The sequence below is a fragment of the Jannaschia helgolandensis genome, assembly GCF_900109285.1.
GTDB lineage: Bacteria > Pseudomonadota > Alphaproteobacteria > Rhodobacterales > Rhodobacteraceae > Jannaschia > Jannaschia helgolandensis.
In genome coordinates this window covers 61,888-78,750 of record NZ_FNZQ01000004.1, presented here as the reverse complement: position 1 = coordinate 78,750, position 16,863 = coordinate 61,888, and the positions used below count along the sequence as shown (strand labels likewise).

General features: G+C 64.4%; 21 protein-coding genes. 12 read left to right on the top strand and 9 right to left on the bottom strand.

Annotated elements, in window-relative coordinates; genetic code table 11:
- Window positions 1-101: 101 nt before the first annotated feature.
- From BMY38_RS11170 to pyrC, 3 genes are all read right to left on the bottom strand, one after another.
- Window positions 102-557 (bottom strand): hypothetical protein, encoded by a 456-nt coding sequence (locus tag BMY38_RS11170; RefSeq protein WP_092762851.1) that lies wholly within the window; start codon window positions 555-557, stop codon window positions 102-104.
- A 104-nt stretch (window positions 558-661) separates the two neighbouring features.
- Window positions 662-1,339 (bottom strand): orotate phosphoribosyltransferase, encoded by a 678-nt coding sequence (locus BMY38_RS11165; RefSeq protein ID WP_092762849.1) that lies wholly within the window; start codon window positions 1,337-1,339, stop codon window positions 662-664.
- 64 nt (window positions 1,340-1,403) lie between these two features.
- Window positions 1,404-2,423 (bottom strand): dihydroorotase, encoded by a 1,020-nt coding sequence (gene pyrC / locus BMY38_RS11160; protein WP_092762847.1) that lies wholly within the window; start codon window positions 2,421-2,423, stop codon window positions 1,404-1,406.
- 54 nt (window positions 2,424-2,477) lie between these two features.
- Here pyrC and BMY38_RS11155 point away from each other — a divergent pair, with 54 nt between their 5' ends.
- From BMY38_RS11155 to BMY38_RS11100, 12 genes are all read left to right on the top strand, one after another.
- A complete protein-coding gene (locus tag BMY38_RS11155; RefSeq protein ID WP_092762845.1) occupies window positions 2,478-3,284 on the top strand; it encodes an urease accessory protein UreD in 807 nt (268 codons plus the stop codon).
- Window positions 3,281-3,601: an urease subunit gamma gene (locus BMY38_RS11150; RefSeq protein ID WP_092762842.1), complete on the top strand. Its 321-nt coding sequence runs from the start codon at window positions 3,281-3,283 to the stop codon at window positions 3,599-3,601. Before BMY38_RS11155 ends, BMY38_RS11150 begins: the two co-directional genes overlap by 4 nt.
- A 5-nt stretch (window positions 3,602-3,606) precedes the next feature.
- On the top strand, window positions 3,607-3,915 hold the full coding sequence (locus BMY38_RS11145) for an urease subunit beta (protein WP_092763332.1): 309 nt from the start codon (window positions 3,607-3,609) through the stop codon (window positions 3,913-3,915).
- Window positions 3,912-4,202: a hypothetical protein gene (locus BMY38_RS11140; protein WP_092762840.1), complete on the top strand. Its 291-nt coding sequence runs from the start codon at window positions 3,912-3,914 to the stop codon at window positions 4,200-4,202. Before BMY38_RS11145 ends, BMY38_RS11140 begins: the two co-directional genes overlap by 4 nt.
- On the top strand, window positions 4,199-4,612 hold the full coding sequence (locus tag BMY38_RS11135) for a lysozyme inhibitor LprI family protein (protein ID WP_245737579.1): 414 nt from the start codon (window positions 4,199-4,201) through the stop codon (window positions 4,610-4,612). The genes BMY38_RS11140 and BMY38_RS11135 overlap by 4 nt, the downstream gene beginning before the upstream one ends.
- A gap of 290 nt (window positions 4,613-4,902) precedes the next feature.
- Complete coding sequence (gene ureC / locus BMY38_RS11130) at window positions 4,903-6,612, top strand: urease subunit alpha (protein WP_092762836.1); 1,710 nt, start codon at window positions 4,903-4,905, stop codon at window positions 6,610-6,612.
- Window positions 6,561-7,292: a HEPN domain-containing protein gene (locus BMY38_RS11125; RefSeq protein WP_139204701.1), complete on the top strand. Its 732-nt coding sequence runs from the start codon at window positions 6,561-6,563 to the stop codon at window positions 7,290-7,292. The genes ureC and BMY38_RS11125 overlap by 52 nt, the downstream gene beginning before the upstream one ends.
- Window positions 7,289-7,723 (top strand): urease accessory protein UreE, encoded by a 435-nt coding sequence (locus tag BMY38_RS11120; RefSeq protein ID WP_245737578.1) that lies wholly within the window; start codon window positions 7,289-7,291, stop codon window positions 7,721-7,723. The genes BMY38_RS11125 and BMY38_RS11120 overlap by 4 nt, the downstream gene beginning before the upstream one ends.
- Entirely contained in the window at window positions 7,713-8,330 is a 618-nt protein-coding gene (locus BMY38_RS11115; RefSeq protein ID WP_092762832.1) for an urease accessory protein UreF, read from the top strand. The genes BMY38_RS11120 and BMY38_RS11115 overlap by 11 nt, the downstream gene beginning before the upstream one ends.
- Window positions 8,331-8,364: 34 nt before the next feature.
- Window positions 8,365-8,994 carry an urease accessory protein UreG gene (ureG, locus tag BMY38_RS11110; protein WP_092762830.1) on the top strand — a complete coding sequence of 210 codons (630 nt, stop codon included), beginning with the start codon at window positions 8,365-8,367 and terminating at the stop codon, window positions 8,992-8,994.
- 86 nt (window positions 8,995-9,080) lie between these two features.
- On the top strand, window positions 9,081-9,452 hold the full coding sequence (locus BMY38_RS11105; RefSeq protein WP_092762828.1) for a VOC family protein: 372 nt from the start codon (window positions 9,081-9,083) through the stop codon (window positions 9,450-9,452).
- Window positions 9,453-9,457: 5 nt separating this feature from the next.
- Window positions 9,458-10,171: a helix-turn-helix transcriptional regulator gene (locus BMY38_RS11100; RefSeq protein WP_092762826.1), complete on the top strand. Its 714-nt coding sequence runs from the start codon at window positions 9,458-9,460 to the stop codon at window positions 10,169-10,171.
- A gap of 6 nt (window positions 10,172-10,177) precedes the next feature.
- On the opposite strand, the gene BMY38_RS11095 is transcribed toward BMY38_RS11100, so the two are convergent.
- From BMY38_RS11095 to clpX, 6 genes are all read right to left on the bottom strand, one after another.
- On the bottom strand, window positions 10,178-10,960 hold the full coding sequence (locus BMY38_RS11095; protein WP_092762824.1) for a TatD family hydrolase: 783 nt from the start codon (window positions 10,958-10,960) through the stop codon (window positions 10,178-10,180).
- Between the two features lie 48 nt (window positions 10,961-11,008).
- Window positions 11,009-12,067: a DNA polymerase III subunit delta' gene (locus BMY38_RS11090; protein ID WP_092762822.1), complete on the bottom strand. Its 1,059-nt coding sequence runs from the start codon at window positions 12,065-12,067 to the stop codon at window positions 11,009-11,011.
- Complete coding sequence (tmk, locus tag BMY38_RS11085; RefSeq protein WP_092762820.1) at window positions 12,064-12,660, bottom strand: dTMP kinase; 597 nt, start codon at window positions 12,658-12,660, stop codon at window positions 12,064-12,066. Before tmk ends, BMY38_RS11090 begins: the two co-directional genes overlap by 4 nt.
- A 116-nt stretch (window positions 12,661-12,776) precedes the next feature.
- Window positions 12,777-13,949 carry a D-alanyl-D-alanine carboxypeptidase family protein gene (locus BMY38_RS11080; RefSeq protein WP_092762818.1) on the bottom strand — a complete coding sequence of 391 codons (1,173 nt, stop codon included), beginning with the start codon at window positions 13,947-13,949 and terminating at the stop codon, window positions 12,777-12,779.
- 49 nt (window positions 13,950-13,998) lie between these two features.
- Window positions 13,999-15,123 carry an SPOR domain-containing protein gene (locus tag BMY38_RS18415; RefSeq protein WP_425431632.1) on the bottom strand — a complete coding sequence of 375 codons (1,125 nt, stop codon included), beginning with the start codon at window positions 15,121-15,123 and terminating at the stop codon, window positions 13,999-14,001.
- A gap of 377 nt (window positions 15,124-15,500) precedes the next feature.
- A complete protein-coding gene (gene clpX, locus BMY38_RS11065; RefSeq protein ID WP_092762816.1) occupies window positions 15,501-16,769 on the bottom strand; it encodes an ATP-dependent Clp protease ATP-binding subunit ClpX in 1,269 nt (422 codons plus the stop codon).
- Window positions 16,770-16,863 lie beyond the last annotated feature (94 nt).

Genomic DNA, 16,863 nt, shown 5'->3' with positions numbered 1-16,863 from the left:
CCCTAGGCCAAGGGGGGCTATACGACAACGGGGGTCGCCTGTGGAAAGCGGGAGCGGTGTGAATGTCGTCTTGTAAGGTGCTGAAATAAAATGAACGGAAATCAGCTTTGCGTCGCCCGAGCCACGGATTGACGCAAATCGTCGATCCAGTTGCAGGCCAGCCCGTCGCCGTCGTCGTCCAGCTTGTGGCGGTCGTTGCGTGGCCCGCCGGAGCCCATGAACTCCACCTGCGCGGCGGCATCGGTCAGAAAGTCGTCGCAGTTGACCCCGTCGAGGGCCGGGTCGTCCTGTGACGGGCGGCGATAGCGCCCGCGCGCGGCCTGCGCCAGTGTCCGGCGGCCCAGATAGCCGATGCTGGACGAGAACTGATCCCGGCTGCCCAGCTCCGCCTCGACCTGCGACAGCTCGACCATATCCCGTGTCGATGCCTGAACCCGCCAGAGCGTGGCGGTGTCCAGCGCGTTTATGCGCCGCGCTTCGTCGCGCGCGGTCTCGGGCGTTACGACAAAAGCACCGCAGGCGGTAAGCAATGGCAGAAGCAGAAGAACGCGCATCATCTCGATACTCCCGAAGGCAGGCGGAGAAGATTCAGGGTCACTTGTTCAGTGGGACCGGGTTTTTGCAAAGGCGTCAAGCTTGGTGGTGAAACCGGCCCGCGGCGTCACTTCTTGTGCTTTTCCTGCCACCTGCGCGGATCGTTCAGGAAGTTTTCGACCCCGGCCAGCGTTTCGGCATCGAAGCTGCCTTGCGCGCGCGCCTCGGCCAGAACATCCCACCATGTTGCCAGCGCATGCAGCGTCACACCATGGTCACCCAGCGTCTTGGTGATTTCGGGGAAGATGCCATAGCTGAAGATGACGCCGGTATGGGCACAGGTCGCCCCGGTTTCGCGGATCGCGTCGACGAAGGACAATTTGCTGCCGCCATCCGTCGTCATGTCCTCGATCAGCAGGACGCGCTGGCCCTCGGTCATCAGCCCCTCGATGCGGGCATTGCGGCCGTATCCCTTGGGTTTCTTGCGCACATAGGTCATCGGCAGGGCCAGACGTTCTGCGATGAAAGCTGCAAAGGGGATGCCGGCGGTTTCGCCACCCGCGACATTGTCGAAAGCCTCGAACCCCGCGTCGCGCATCACCGTGACGGCCAGGAAATCCATCAACGTGGAGCGCAGGCGCGGGTAGGAGATCAGCTTGCGGCAGTCGATGTAGGTCGGGCTGGGCAGGCCGGAGGCAAGTGTAAATGGCTCGCGCGAATTGAAGTGAACGGCTTCGACCTCCAGCAAGGCGCGGGCAGTCAGGCGGGCGATTTCGGCAGCTGGCGGGAAGGTTGTCGGGATCATGCGGGTCTCCGGGGGCTGTTCCCCGCAGGGAAATAACGATTTAGTAACAGGCGTTTAAGTTTGATTAATCGACGACATGCCAGTGGATCGGATGGCCCGGGTCGAACAGGGTGACGGACTGACCGTAAGCCTCGATTCTGGCAGGGAAATCCAAATGGCTGCCCTTTGAAAGCGTGATCGTGTCGTCATTGACCGGAAGCCCGTAATGCGCGGGTCCGTGAAGCGAGACGAAGCCCTCCAACCGGTCCAGCGCATCCTCCTCCTCGAATACATGCGCCAGCAGGGGCAGGGCATGCGTTGCGGTGAAGCACCCGGCGGAACAGCAGGCCGATTCCTTGGCATGCGTGGGATGCGGGGCACTGTCGGTGCCGAGGAAAAACTGTGCCTCGCCCGAGGTCGCGGCCTGACGCAGCGCTGTCTGGTGCGTGCCGCGTTTCAGGATCGGAAGGCAGTAGAAATGCGGACGCATCCCCCCGGCCAGCATGTCGTTGCGGTTCGCCATCAGGTGCTGAACCGTGATCGTAGCACCGACGCCGGGATGAGCGCGGACCCAGTCAACGGCCTCGGACGTGGTGACATGTTCCAGCGTCAGTTTCAGGTCCGGATGCGCGGCGCGCAGGGGCGTCAGCACGCGGTCCAGAAAGCGGGCTTCGCGGTCGAAGATGTCGATATCGGCATCGGTGACTTCGCCGTGCAGGCAGAGCGGCACGCCCGCCGCCTCCATCGCCGTCAGCACGTCACGTACGTTTTCGAAATTCGATACACCGGAGGCCGAGTTCGTCGTGGCCCCCGCCGGGTAAAGCTTCACCGCGGTGATGATGCCGTCGGCGTGGGCCTGCACGACGTCCGCCGGGTCGGTCGTTTCGGTCAGATACAGCGTCATCAGGGGTCGCGCGAACCCGGCGGCGATCACGCGATCCCGATACGATGCGGCCTGCGCGCCGGTAACGACGGGCGGCACCAGATTGGGCATGATGATCGCGCGCCCGAAATGGCGGCTTTCGGGGGCGACGGCGCGCAGCATGTCGCCATCGCGCAGATGCAGGTGCCAGTCATCGGGACGGCGGATCGTGAGGCTGTTCATATGCCCCGGACTAGTCCCCTTGCGCCGCCTTGGCCAGAGGGTCAGGGTGCGCGGATGCCTGATACTTCCCTTATGCAGCGTGTCCGTGGCGAGGCGCATGTCACCCTTGGCCGCCACGGGCTGCGCGATCTGCGGCAGGCCGGGTCGGCCAAGGCGATCCTGCCGCGCACCGATGCGCCCGAGCCGGAGGTGGTGTTCCTGAACACGGCGGGAGGGATCACATCGGGGGACCGGCTGGATTATATGCTGACGCTTGGATCGGGCGCGCGGGCGACGGCGGGGACACAGACGGCAGAAAGGGCGTACCGCGCGACAGACGGCCCCGGTCGCGTTGTCACGACACTGAAGCTGGGCGCGGGCGCGCATCTGGATTGGTTGCCGCAGGAGATCATCGCATTCGAAGGCTGCGACCTGTCGCGTATCACGCAGGTCGAGATGGCGGGCGATGCCACGTTTCTGGGTGTCGACACGGTGGTTCTGGGCCGCGAAGCGCATGGCGAGACGCTGCGTGCGGCGCGATTGGACGATTTGCGGAGGATCACGCGAGACGGCGTGCCGTTGCATATCGAACATCTGACGCTGGGACCGGATATGCTGAATGATCCGGCCTGTCTGGGCGGTGCCCGCGCGATGGCCACGCTGGTGATGGCCGGCCCGGCGGTGTCGGATGCACTCGAACCGCTGCGCGCCGTTCTGTCCGCTCAGGACGTGACCGCTCATGCCAGCGCCTGGGACGGACGGCTGGTCGCGCGCTTCCTGTCGCGGCATCCGGCCCCGTTGCGTCGGGCGCTTGTCTCGGCCATCTTGACGTTGCGCGGCAGACCGATGCCACGCGTCTGGCAGTGCGAGGTGACGACATGAACCTGACCCCCCGTGAAAAGGACAAGCTGCTGGTCAGCATGGCCGCGATGGTGGCGCGCGGCAGGCTGGCGCGCGGCGTCAGGCTGAACCACCCCGAAGCGATCGCCCTGATCACCGATTTCGTGGTGGAAGGCGCGCGGGACGGTCGGTCGGTGGCCGATCTGATGCAGGCGGGCGCACATGTGATTACCGCCGATCAGTGCATGGAGGGTATTCCCGCCATGATTCACGATGTGCAGGTCGAGGCGACGTTTCCCGACGGCACCAAACTGGTCACCGTGCATCATCCGATCCGCGTGGCGGAGGCGGCGGAATGAGTGGCCTGGTCCCCGGCGAGATCCTGACCGCGCCCGGTGATATCACACTGAACGATGGGGCAGTGGTCACGACGATCGAAGTTTCCAACACCGGTGACCGCCCGGTGCAGGTCGGCAGCCATTATCATTTCGCCGAAACCAACCCCGCGCTCGACTTTGACCGGGACGCGGCGCGGGGCCAGCGGCTGAATATCGCCGCAGGCACCGCAATTCGTTTTGAACCCGGACAGTCCCGGCGCGTTACACTCGTGCCGCTGTCCGGAGATCGCCGGGTGTTCGGCTTCAATGGCAAGATAATGGGAGATCTCGGATGATGGAATTGTTCCGCCTGCAGATGCGGACCGCGCAGATGCTGGTCGAGGCCTCCAGTGTGATCAACATACGGATGCTGGGCATGGCAGGGGTAATCTCGTCGGATGCCGGAGAAATGAAGCGGATGGTGACCGAAAAGCAGACCGCTTTCATGGAATCGGGTCGCGCCGCGATGGGTGCGCTGATGGCGGGCAAATCGGCGGCACAGGCCTATGGGGTCGCGCTGACACCCATCGGGCGGACGACGCGGGCCAATTCGCGGCGTCTGGTGAAATGGAAATCGCCGTGAAGACCCTGATCGCGATCCTGCTTGTTCTGGCCGCTCCGGTCGCGGCCCAGATCGCGCCGCAGATCGACTGCATGGCCAGCGATCTGACGGCACCGGAATACAGATTTTGTGCCAGTCAGGCGTACGAGGAGGCGGATGCCGAACTCAACCAGGTCTACCGCCTGGCGATCGCCCGCGCCCAGGTCTTCGACCAGGAGGTGGCGGTGCTGGACCAGAGCGGGCCGATCACGCTGGAGGAGGCGCTGCGTCAGTCGCAGCGCGACTGGATCGCCTTCCGCAACAGCGCCTGCGAGGCCGAGGCCGTGATTTTTCGTGACGGGACTGACGCGCCGGTCGTCGGGACGATCTGCCTTGCCCGCAGGACTGTCGAGCGCACCGAGGAACTTCGGACCTTCGCCTCTGACCTGTGATCCCTGTGCGGACCATGCAGGTGACAGGTGCGGTCCATGACATGACCCGCGCCCGGATGTGCAGTTTCCATCCATTCAGCCCATTCCTGCGCGCCGGTTGATCGCGTGGCCGGTCGCATCACTGCCGATGGGATGGGACCGGCGGTCCGGTTGATATATTTTTCGGCAGTCTGCTACGCACAGTGCCCTGAATTTAGGCAGGATGTGATTTGCGCATAGCCCTAGCGCCGTCCCGGTTTGACAAGCGGCAGGGGCGGCGGGACATCTGTCGTCTACCGACAGGAGACCCGATGCCCGCAACGATTTCCCGCCGTGCCTATGCCGATATGTATGGTCCCACGACCGGCGATCGCATCCGTCTGGCCGATACCGAGTTGTTCATCGAAGTCGAACGCGATCTGACCATTTATGGCGAGGAGGTCAAATTCGGCGGCGGCAAGGTGATCCGCGACGGCATGGGCCAATCGCAACGCACGCGCGCAGAAGGGGCGGTCGATACCGTCATCACCAATGCCCTGATCGTCGATCACACCGGCATCGTGAAGGCCGACGTTGGCCTGCGCGACGGGCGTATCGTGGCCATCGGCAAGGCGGGCAACCCGGATACGCAGCCGGGCGTCGATATCGATATCGGACCGGGGACCGAGGCCATCGCGGGCGAGGGGCGCATCCTGACCGCCGGGGGCTTCGACTGCCATATCCACTTCATCTGCCCGCAGCAGATCGAGGATGCGCTTCATTCCGGCATGACCACGATGCTGGGCGGCGGCACCGGACCGGCGCACGGCACACTGGCCACGACCTGCACACCGGGATCGTGGCATATCGGACGTATGATGCAGAGTTTCGATGCGTTCCCGGTGAACCTGGCGTTGTCGGGCAAGGGCAATGCATCGCGTGCTGCGCCACTTGAGGAAATGGTGCGCGCCGGGGCCTGCGCCCTGAAGCTGCACGAAGACTGGGGCACGACCCCCGCCGCCATCGACACCTGCCTGAGCGTGGCCGACGATATGGACGTGCAGGTGATGATCCACACCGATACGTTGAACGAGAGCGGGTTCGTCGAGAACACCATCGCCGCCATAAGGGGCCGCACGATCCATGCCTTTCATACCGAAGGCGCGGGCGGGGGCCATGCACCCGATATCATCAAGGTCTGCGGGTTGAGCCATATCATCCCGTCATCCACCAATCCGACGCGGCCCTATACTGTGAACACGCTGGAGGAACACCTCGACATGCTGATGGTGTGCCACCACCTCGACAAGTCGATCCCCGAGGATGTGGCCTTCGCCGAGTCGCGCATCCGCCGCGAAACCATCGCCGCCGAGGATATTCTGCACGACATGGGTGCGATGAGCATCATCGCATCGGATTCGCAGGCAATGGGCCGCGTCGGAGAAGTCGCCATTCGCACGTGGCAGACCGCCGACAAGATGAAGCGCCAGCGCGGACGACTGGAGGGCGAGACGGGCGACAACGACAACCTGCGCGTCCGGCGATATATCGCGAAATACACCATCAATCCGGCGATTGCGCATGGCATCGGACACGAAATCGGCTCGGTCGAGGTCGGCAAGCGCGCCGATCTGGTCCTGTGGAACCCCGCATTCTTTGGCGTGAAGCCTGAAATGGTGCTGGTCGGCGGCACCATTGCCGTGGCCCAGATGGGCGATCCCAATGCCTCGATCCCGACACCGCAGCCGGTCTATTCGCGGCCCATGTGGGGCAGTTACGGGCGCAGTGTCGAACGCGGTGCGGTGATCTTCGCCTCGCAGGCGTCGATTGATGCGGGCGTCGGTGGGCAGTTGGGGCTGGCGAAGGAGCTGGTCGCGGTGAAGGGGACGCGCGGCATCGGCAAGCGGGACATGGTGTTGAATGATGCATTGCCGCAGATTGAGGTCGACCCGGAGACATATGAGGTGCGCGCGGATGGCGAGTTGTTGACGTGCGAGCCGGCGGATGTGCTGCCGATGGCGCAGCGGTATTTTCTGTTTTGAAGAAAGCGCAACCGCCTTTCAACGACTTGGGCGTTCATCTGTCGGAGATGAACAGAGCCGAACTCGCCGGTGGTTTCCTGACCATGGCTGGGGACTACCAACGTTCCAGCCAGTTCCTGCGGAGTGCCGTTGAAGACGATCAAATCAGGCTGTCTTACGGTGCTGTCCCTGACAACTGCCTGTCGCAAGGCGTTGAACTTGCGTTGAAGGCACTACTCATCGCTGTTGATAAACAGTTCGAACCACATACGGGCGGGCACGACCTGTCGAAGTTATATGCTCGTATTGAAGATCATCCGGAATCTCTGGAAGCGGAAAGCCGGATGTTCCAAACCCTCGCCGCGGTTCCACCATATGGACTGACGTTGCAAGAAGCCGCCGAGCAGCTCTCCGGAAAAGCCACAAGTCCTAGTTTAGATGTGTCGGCTATCAATTCTGCGAAAGACTTGATGAAGTGGTACGGCCTTCATCACTCCTATCGCGGAGGCCTGTTCCGTTACCATGTCAGCCGATCCGAACTTAATCGGCCTTTTGTCTGGGTTCTTGACGCGGCAGGCAACGCTGCACATGTGGATTTGCGTTCACTTGCGATGGAACATTGGCTCGCTGCATTTCTGACCATCATCGAACCCAAGGTGCGAAGCCTTCGGGGCTCTGATTTCGACGGGCTATCAAAGTGATTGTCCTCCTGTCCCACCTCCACGCCCCCACCGACACGATCCGGCTCGACTACGACGCGCGGCTCGTGCGTCGTAAACGGCTGATGACCGAGCGGGGGATGGCGGTGATGCTAGACCTCCCTGAATTGACCGACCTGTCGCATCACGCGGGCCTGCGTCTGGATGACGGGACCGAGATCGCGCTGGAGGCGGCGGCGGAGCCTGTTCTTGTTATCAAGGGAAATCTGCCCAGTCTGGCGTGGCATATCGGCAATCGGCACACGCCCTGTCAGATCGACGGTGACACGCTGGTAATCCGCGACGATCACGTGTTGCGCGCGATGCTGGAGGGGCTTGGGGCGCAGGTTACGGCGGACACACGGCCCTTCCATCCCGAAGGCGGAGCTTACGGTCACGGGCGCACGTTTGGCCATGATCCCCATGACCACTGACCTTTTGCGCCTGACGCAGTGGCTGTCGCCCGCGTTCCCGGTGTCGGGCTATGCCTATTCGCACGGGCTGGAGACGGCGATGGCCGGGGGCCACGTGACCGACGCGGCCAGCCTGACGGCCTGGGTTCGCGCCGTTCTGACCCACGGGACCGGCCCGCTGGATGTCTGGGCCATCCGCCGCAGCATGGCTGGCGACGACCCGGCCCATCTGACCGCGATCCTGCGCGCCCGCGCGGGCAGTCCCGAACGCTGGCAGGAGGCGCGCGACCAGGGTGCGGCCTTCTGCGAAGTGACCACCGTGATGGGCGATATGCCACTGGACGATTTGCCGCTGCCCGTAGCTTTGGGCGTGCGGGCGCTGGGAATGGACGCGGGCGTCGTCGCGCTGTTGTTTCTGCAAGGCTTCGCGGGCCAGATGGTGTCGGCTGCCGCGCGGTTCCTGCCGCTTGGCCAGAGCACGGCGCAGACCGTGTTGCGTGGCCTGCATGCCGATGTCGCCGTGACGGCGGCGCGCGATGAGATTGACCCACCGGGGTCTGCGGCGGTGCTGGCCGAGATGGACGCGATGGCGCATGAGACGCTGCAACCGAGGATCTTTCGGACATGAAGAACGTATTTCAATTGCTTGAAATAATTACGATATGATTAGCGTGAACGGCCCTCTGCGCATCGGCATCGGTGGCCCCGTGGGCGCGGGCAAGACCACGCTGACTGAACATCTGGCCCGCGAATTATCGCGCGATCTATCTGTGGCGGTCATCACCAACGACATCTACACGCGCGAGGATGCCGAACACCTCATGCGCGCGCAGGTCTTGCCGCTGGACCGCATCCGGGGGGTGGAAACAGGTGGCTGCCCGCACACCGCGATCCGCGAGGATGCGTCGATCAATCTGGCCGCAATTGCCGACTTGCGGACGGCGCACCCCGATCTGGATGTCGTGCTGATCGAGAGCGGTGGCGACAATCTGGCCGCGACCTTCAGCCCGGAACTTGCGGATCTGACGATCTATCTGATCGACACCGCCGCCGGGCAGGACATTCCACGCAAACGCGGGCCGGGGGTGACACGGTCGGACCTTCTGGTGCTGAACAAGACCGATCTGGCCCCGCATGTCGGCGTCGACCTGGATCGCGCGCGCATTGATCTGGACACGGCGCGCGGTACCCGGCCTTATGTCTTGGCGGCGCTGCGACAGGGGCAGGGCGTGGATCAGATCGTCGCGTTCATCCAGCGCGAGGGCGGGCTGGAGAAATCCACCGCCTCCTGAACGCTCCTGACAGTATGCTGTCAGGAGGGGGGTGTCAGGATATGTCCGGTGCCCCGACGGTCGGGGCCGTAAACCGGAGAACAAAAATGTCTGATCCAACAAATGTCGTCGTGTGGGCCGAGATACCCGTCACTGACATGGAACGCGGCCGGGCGTTCTATGCCGCCGTGCTGGAGCGCGAACTGCGCCTGGACGAGAGCGGGCCGAACCCGATGGTCCCGCTGGGGACCAGCATGGACGATCCCGGCGTGGCCGGGCATCTCTATCCCGGCAAGCCGGCGCCCGAGGGCACGGGCAACACCATTCATCTGGCCGCGCCGGGCAAGCTGGAGGCGATCATGGACCGTGTTCGCGGGGCCGGGGGCCAGGTGGTCAGCGATGCGATCCCGATCCCGGTGGGGCGCTTCTTTTATGCAATCGACCCCGACGGCAATTCCGTCGGCCTGTTCGAGGGCTGACGCCCATGCGCCGCGCCGACCGCCTTTTCCGTCTGGTGCAGACCCTGCGCGGCGGCAAGCTGTGGACGGCGGCGCGGTTGTCGGAAATCGCCGAGGTGTCGGAACGCACGATCTATCGCGACATCGCGGACCTGCAGGCGTCCGGCGTCCCTGTCGAGGGGGCGGCGGGCGTCGGATATGTCATGCGCTCCGGCTTCGACCTGCCGCCGCTGATGTTCACCGAAGCCGAGGTGACGGCCCTGGCCTTGGGCGCGCGCATGGTGTCGGCCTGGGGCGGACATGACATGGCCGGTGGCGCGCGCGACGCCTTGTCGAAGATCGAAGCCGTTGTGCCCCGCGCGCAGGACGTGCAGGACGCGCTGTCGCGTCTGAGCGCACCCATGGACGGGATGGCGGCGTCCGATCGAGAACGCCTTGATGTGCTGGACCGTCAAATTCGGGACCGGTGTCTGGTGCGAATGGTCTACGTCACGCCGGATGGAAATCATACGAACCGCAGGGTGCAGCCCTTGGGCCTCTGGTTCTGGGGCCGCGTCTGGACCTTGGTGGCGTGGTGCGAATTGCGCAGCGATTTCCGCATGTTCCGTATTGACCGGATCGGTGTTCTGGAGCCGCTGGACGACGGCTTCGACCCCCACCCGGACCGCAGCCTGTCGGCCTGCATCGCCCAGATTGAGGCGCGGGAGGGGTGCGTCCTGCCGTCCGATCCGCTGGCATGATCCGGATCAGGCCGCCTTGGTGAACAAGCGTTCGAAATTCGCCTCGGTCGCGGCGGCGAAGTCGGCATACTCCATGCCGAAGACCTCCGCCCCCTTGCGCGCCGTCAGATTGACGAACGACGGCTCGTTGCGTCTGCCGCGATGGGGGGGCGGGGCCAGATAGGGGCTGTCGGTCTCGACCAGCACGCGATCCAGTGGTGCGGCGGCGAAGATATCGCGTACCTCCTGCGAGCGGGGGAAGGTCGCGATACCCGACATCGACAGGTAGAACCCCAGGTCGATCGCAGCTTGGGCCAACGCAGGCCCGCTGCTGAAGCAGTGCATGACGCAGGTATAGGTGCCCGCGCGATGTTCCTCGGCCAGAATGCGCGCCATGTCTTCATCGGCATCGCGGGCGTGGATGATCAGCGGCAGGCCGGTGCGGCGCGCGGCTTCGATGTGAATGCGCAGACTTTCCTGCTGAACGGCCATGCTGTCGGCCGTATAGTGATAGTCCAGCCCCGTCTCGCCGATGCCGACCATCTTGGGGTGTATGGCCAGGGCGACCAGGTCTTCGACGGTGGCCAGTGGCTCGTCAGCGGCGCTCATCGGATGCGTTCCGGCGGCCCAGAAGACAGGGGCGTGGGCATCTGACAGGGCGCGCACGGCGGGCGCATTCTTCAGCTTGGTGCAGATCGTGACCATGCGATGGACGCCCACTTTCGCGGCGCGATCCAGAAGGTCGGGAAGCTCGCCCTCGAACTGCGGAAAGTCGAGGTGGCAGTGACTGTCGGTGACTTTGGGTTCCATGTCGCGCGGATTAGGCCACGGGCGGTCCGGACTCAAGGGCGCGCGCGGTCAGATCTGTCGTGCCTGCGCGTCGATCCGGGCAAGTGCGTCCCAGACGATTGCGGCGGGGTCGACGTTGACGGCACGCGCATGGGCCACGCGGTCGCCGATGTCCTGCGCCAATCTCGCCCAGACGCGGGCGGCGGCGTCGTGCGGGGCCAGCCGCGTCAGGGTGCGGACTTCGGCGTCTGGCGCATCCGGGGGCGGGCCCAGCAGACCGGTGCGCGCGGCGCGGTGCAGCAGGCGGGCGATGGCGGTGACGGTCGCATCCAGGCGTGCCGCGCCTGCCTTGCCCGCGCAGGCATCGGCCATGGCGCGGGCGCGGGCGCGGTCCATCTGCGGTTTGGACAACAGGTTGACCAGTGCCTCGTAGGTGTCGGCACCCCCATCGGCCAATTCCAGCGCCGCGCCGACCGATCCTTCGGCCAACGGGTTGGCGGCGGCGGGGTGACCCCCGGCCTGCACGACTGCGGCCTCCAGTGCATCCGGCTCCAGTGGGGCCAGTCGCAGCACCCGGCACCGCGACCGGATCGTCGGCAACAGCCGGGCGGGTCGGTGCGAAATCAGCAGCAGCGTGGCTTTCGCAGGCGGCTCCTCCAGCAGTTTCAGGATCGCATTGGCCGCCGAGGGGTTCAACTCGTCCGCCGGGTCCACGATCACGACGCGGCGCCCCCCGGCGGACAGGCCGAAGAAGCTGCCGAGGCGGCGGACTTCATCGACGGTGATCTGCGTCTTCAGCTTCTTCGCCTTCTCGTCCCAGGGACGCCGGATCAGCATCAGAGACGGCTCGGACAGAGCGCGGATACGGGGCAGGGCGGCGTGGCCCGGAGGGGCGTCCAGCGTGTCGGCCTGCGCGGGCGGGTCTGTCAGCAGAAACCGGGCGATACGCCACGCCAGCGTCGCCTTGCCAACGCCGTTCGCCCCGGTCAACAGCCAGCCATGGTGCAGACGCCCCGTATTCCAGGCGTCCAGAAACTCAGCTTCCGCCGCAGATTGACCGAATAATTGCGTCGTTTCGCGCGGATGCGGCGCCTCGCCCGAGCGGTCGGCTTCGGGAATGTCGCTCACACCAGGGCCTCGACCCGGCGTGCGACCTCGTCCGCCCCGGCCATGCCGTCGACGATGCGGATGCGATCGGGGAAATCACCGGCCAGCGCCAGGAATCCGGCGCGCAATTTCTGCTGGAACGGCAGGCCGAAATCCTCGAACCGATCTTCGCCAGATCCGCGTGCCAACCCGCGCGACAGTGCGACTTCGGGGTCCATGTCGATCACGACGGTCAGGTCCGGTTCGCGCCGGATGACCAACCCGTGCAGCGCATCGACCAGTTCGCGCAGATCGCCGCGCGTCGCGCCCTGATAGACGCGCGTCGAATCCGCAAACCTGTCGGATACGACCCAGGCACCGCGATCCAGCACGGGAAGGATCAACCGCTCCAGATGATCGCGCCGCGCCGCATTGAACAGCAGAAGCTCCGTCTCGGGTGACCAGCGATCAGGATCGCCTTCGACCAGCAGGCGGCGGATGGCCTCGGCCCCGTCGGAACCGCCCGGCTCCCGCGTCAGGACGACATCGTGGCCGCGTGCGCGCAGAAAATCGGCCAGCCGCCGCGCTTGCGTCGACTTGCCTGACCCGTCGATGCCTTCGAACGAAATAAACATGAAATCGGCCTAGCAGGCCCCGTTCAAAGGGAAAAGACGATAGGCGATGCCGCCGCTTTTCTTGGCTCGGCAGGTATTCGTGCCAAGGGAGAAAACGACCACGGAGAACGGACCCTTTACTGGAATCGTTCCATCGCCGATCCCAGCAGATCGCCTGCGACGCGCCCGCCCGCGATCTCGAGCCGGCGCATGGGTCCGGCCCGCTCCACGTCGGCTGCCGCGATCAGCGGCACCTCGACCGGTGGCACACCCGGATGCGACAGGGTCAGCGTACCCAGTCGCGTTCCCGCCGTGACCGGAGCCTTGATCGGGCCGTCGTAAGTGATTTCGCCTGTCACCGCCTTGCGGCCCGTGACCGGCAGCAACAGTGTCACCGCATTTTCCGGGATCAGGTCGACAGTCTCAGCTTCGCCCATGAAAACATCGGCCTGCAGTATTGCTTTCTGATCGGCCAGAAGCTCGACTTCGGCGAACTGGCGGAACGCCCAGTTGACGATGCGTTCGCTTTCCTCGGCGCGTGCCGCCTCGGAGTCCAGGCCCGAGATTACGAAAGTCACGCGGCGGTCACCCTGAACGGCGCTGCCGACAAGGCCGAAGCCCGCTTCCTGCGTGTGTCCCGTTTTCAGGCCATCGGCCCCGATGTTCAGCCGCAGCAAGGGGTTGCGATTATAACGGTTGGAGGGCGATCGACCGTCGAAGGCGAACTCGGTTTCGGCGAAGTATTTGTAATATACAGGAAATTCGGTAATCAGACGTTCAGCCAGAATCGCCAGGTCGTTCATCGACATGACGTGCCCCGGTGCGGGCCAGCCGTTCGAATTGCGGAACACCGAATTGACCATGCCCAATTCGCGCGCGCGTTCGGTCATCATCCTTCCGAACCCGGCCTCGGTCCCGTCCGGCGACAGGGCTTCGGCCAGAACGGCGCTGGCGTCGTTGCCCGACAGGACCACGACACCGCGGATCAGATCCTCGACCGATACGCGGTCGCGCGGGTCCAGAAACATCGTCGATCCGCCATAGCTGGCCGCTTCCTGCGAGACCGGAAGTTCCGTTTCCAACGTCAGCTGGCCACTGGCCAGTGCCTCGAACGTCATGTTCAGGGTCATCAATTTGGACATGGATGCGGGCGGCAAAGGCACGTCGGCGTTCTTCGACAGCAGGATCTGTCCGGTATTGTGGTCTACGACGACGGCGGCCCCGGCCTGGGTCGCGAATTCCTGTGCCAGCGCACTGCTGGCGAAAGTGAAAGTGGACAGTAGCAGGGCCGCGATCAGAGGGCGGAGCATGGGCAGGGTTCTCCGGATATTGGGAATAGTCTTCGGTCGATATAGGATGTTAGCCGCCGACAGCAAAAGCATCGGTGAAGCCAAGCCCCTTGGCCTTGCGGATAACCGCCGCCCGGTCCGATGCGGTTGTCGAGGGTCCGACCACGACACGCCAGAATCGGCGGCCCTGGCTTTCCTGTTCCAGCACCGTCGGCACGACCCCGGCAGTGGACAGCGACGTCGCCGTGTTGCGGGCGTTTTCCTCGACCGAGAAGATGCCGATCTGGACATAGGCCCGGTCAAGGCCTGTGCTGCGCGCGGGTGCCGGTGCGGCGGAAGCGGTTCGCACCGGCGGTGCATCCAGCGAGGTGGCGGTCACGGTGGGGCTGATCGCGCTGGAAGCGGCGGGCCCGGCGTCTGACAATGCTGTGGTCGACGGGTCTGACGGTGCAGCGGACAGGGGGGTGCTGGCGGGTGTCTTGCGGCCGAACAGGCGCTGGAAGACATTGCGGCGGCGCGCAGGTTGTTCGACGGATGCGGCGACGGACACCTCTGCGCCTTCGGACCCGATTACAGCCATGGTATCGGGTTCGTCAGTGTCGATGGCCGTTGCGGCTGCGGCGATGGCATCGGGGTGCGGTGTGGCGGGAACGACGGCAGTCTGGACCGTTTCTTCGGTCAACGGCACGGTTTCGGTCTCGGTCAGCGGGGCACTGGCGGCGGGGGCGGCGACCGGCTCGGACACTTCTTCCCGGCGCAGGGCGACGACGTCGATGATCGTGGGGGCCCCGGCGATGATGCCAAGCGCGGCGGCCGCATCGGACGACAGTTGCAGAGCCGGGCCGGGGTTGTCCCGTTCACGCTTGAACAAAGCGCCTATGACAAATTTGCCATTGTCGGAATTGCGGATGATGACCCGCTCCGGGTCACGCACACCAGGAGCCGCGACCCAGACGCCGCCAAGACTGGGTCGTCCATCCCAGAGCGCGCGATCCTGTGCCTTGAAGACTTCGGGCGCCTCGACGTCGCGTTCGATCAGCTGGACGCTGTCAAAGGCCGGGGCCGCACGGGTCGCATCGCTGCCGCCATTGAGCGCGGACTGGCAGCCCGCGATCAGGGCGATCAGCGCGACGGATGATGTGAATCGGATGGTTCTGGAGGCAAGCGCCCCGTGAAATGCCTGTCGCACTGTCATCTGCCCCAAGACTGTTTACTGCCGATGGCGGTTCGTTGATCGGACCTGCCTTGACGGGACCCTAGCGCATATTCCCAAACCTGTGAAGCCTGCTGTGTTCAGCCCACCATATCTTGCGGAATCGTGGCCAATATGTCGGGGGCTCGCATCTTCAGACTGAACCGACCCGCCGCGGCGTGGGGTCATGTGGCCTGTCGGTTTCCGGCATGCGGTCAGCCGGGGTGAACCTGCTCTCCGGGCCCAGGCTGATGGCGGTCATGGCGCCACGTTCTGACGGGCGCAATGCCGCGGATGGATGACGAGAGAAAGAGAAGCGATGCCGCGCAAACCGAAACGCCGCCCCAGGGGGGCGGCGCGTCGATACGATAGCGATAGGATCACCCGGCCGAGGCCGGTTCCTCCACCTTCTTGTCGGAGTGGATCAGCAGCGGCTTGACCTCGCGGCGGACGGCCTCCTCGTTCACGACGACTTCCTCGACCGTATCCATGCCGGGCAGTTCGAACATCGTGTCGAGCAGGATATCTTCCATGATCGACCGCAACCCGCGCGCGCCGGTCTTGCGTTCGATGGCGCGCTTGCCGATGGCCTGCAACGCATCATCGGTAAAGGTCAGGGCCACGCCCTCCAGATCGAACAGGCGCTGATACTGTTTGACCAGCGCGTTCTTCGGCTGCGTCAGGATCGTCACCAGCGCCTCCAGATCCAGATCGGTCAGCGTCGCGATAACCGGCAGACGTCCGACAAATTCCGGGATCAGGCCGAATTTCAACAGGTCTTCCGGCTCCAGATCCTTGAAGTATTCACCCACGGTCTTTTCGTCAGGGGCCTTCACGTCGGCACCGAAGCCCATGCTGGACGCCTTGCCGCGCTGCGCGATGATCTTGTCGAGACCGGCAAAGGCCCCGCCGCAGACGAACAGGATGTTCGTCGTGTCGACCTGCAGGAATTCCTGCTGCGGATGCTTGCGCCCGCCCTGCGGCGGTACGGAGGCGACGGTGCCTTCCATGATCTTCAACAGGGCCTGCTGCACGCCTTCGCCCGATACGTCGCGGGTGATCGACGGGTTGTCGGACTTGCGGGTGATCTTGTCGACCTCGTCGATATAGACGATGCCGCGCTGTGCCCGCTCGACGTTGTATTCGGACGCCTGCAACAGCTTGAGGATGATGTTCTCGACGTCTTCGCCCACGTAACCCGCTTCGGTCAGCGTGGTCGCGTCGGCCATGGTGAACGGCACATCCAGAATCCGCGCCAGCGTCTGCGCCAGCAGCGTCTTGCCGCAGCCGGTGGGGCCGATCAGCATAATGTTGGACTTGGCCAACTCGATGTCGGATTTCCCGGCATTATCAAGGCGCTTGTAGTGATTGTGGACAGCGACCGACAACACACGCTTGGCATGTTCCTGACCGATCACATAGTCGTCCAGCACCTGGCAGATTTCGCGCGGCGTCGGCGTCCCTTCGGAGGATTTCAGGCCCGCGGCCTTGGTCTCCTCGCGGATGATATCCATGCACAGTTCGACGCATTCGTCGCAGATGAACACCGTCGGACCCGCAATCAGCTTGCGAACCTCGTGCTGTGACTTGCCGCAAAAGCTGCAATACAGCGTATTTTTACCGTCACCTGAAGTGGAAGTGTTGGCCATATTAGCCTCCTCGTCGTGCCGCCTTGCCTGTGGCCGCCGACAGCGGGGCGCACCCCGCCGCTCATGAATTCCGAATATCTGACCCAAAGCCTAG

Excerpts from the sequence above, each read along its gene's own strand:
- BMY38_RS11170 (WP_092762851.1), bottom strand. The coding sequence starts at position 557 with ATGATGCGCGTTCTTCTGCTTCTGCCATTGCTTACCGCCTGCGGTGCT.
- BMY38_RS11165 (WP_092762849.1), bottom strand. The coding sequence starts at position 1,339 with ATGATCCCGACAACCTTCCCGCCAGCTGCCGAAATCGCCCGCCTGACT.
- pyrC (WP_092762847.1), bottom strand. The coding sequence starts at position 2,423 with ATGAACAGCCTCACGATCCGCCGTCCCGATGACTGGCACCTGCATCTG.
- BMY38_RS11155 (WP_092762845.1), top strand. The coding sequence starts at position 2,478 with ATGCCTGATACTTCCCTTATGCAGCGTGTCCGTGGCGAGGCGCATGTC.
- BMY38_RS11150 (WP_092762842.1), top strand. The coding sequence starts at position 3,281 with ATGAACCTGACCCCCCGTGAAAAGGACAAGCTGCTGGTCAGCATGGCC.
- BMY38_RS11140 (WP_092762840.1), top strand. The coding sequence starts at position 3,912 with ATGATGGAATTGTTCCGCCTGCAGATGCGGACCGCGCAGATGCTGGTC.
- ureC (WP_092762836.1), top strand. The coding sequence starts at position 4,903 with ATGCCCGCAACGATTTCCCGCCGTGCCTATGCCGATATGTATGGTCCC.
- BMY38_RS11115 (WP_092762832.1), top strand. The coding sequence starts at position 7,713 with ATGACCACTGACCTTTTGCGCCTGACGCAGTGGCTGTCGCCCGCGTTC.
- ureG (WP_092762830.1), top strand. The coding sequence starts at position 8,365 with ATGATTAGCGTGAACGGCCCTCTGCGCATCGGCATCGGTGGCCCCGTG.
- BMY38_RS11105 (WP_092762828.1), top strand. The coding sequence starts at position 9,081 with ATGTCTGATCCAACAAATGTCGTCGTGTGGGCCGAGATACCCGTCACT.
- BMY38_RS11100 (WP_092762826.1), top strand. The coding sequence starts at position 9,458 with ATGCGCCGCGCCGACCGCCTTTTCCGTCTGGTGCAGACCCTGCGCGGC.
- BMY38_RS11095 (WP_092762824.1), bottom strand. The coding sequence starts at position 10,960 with ATGGAACCCAAAGTCACCGACAGTCACTGCCACCTCGACTTTCCGCAG.
- tmk (WP_092762820.1), bottom strand. The coding sequence starts at position 12,660 with ATGTTTATTTCGTTCGAAGGCATCGACGGGTCAGGCAAGTCGACGCAA.
- BMY38_RS11080 (WP_092762818.1), bottom strand. The coding sequence starts at position 13,949 with ATGCTCCGCCCTCTGATCGCGGCCCTGCTACTGTCCACTTTCACTTTC.
- BMY38_RS18415 (WP_425431632.1), bottom strand. The coding sequence starts at position 15,123 with ATGACAGTGCGACAGGCATTTCACGGGGCGCTTGCCTCCAGAACCATC.
- clpX (WP_092762816.1), bottom strand. The coding sequence starts at position 16,769 with ATGGCCAACACTTCCACTTCAGGTGACGGTAAAAATACGCTGTATTGC.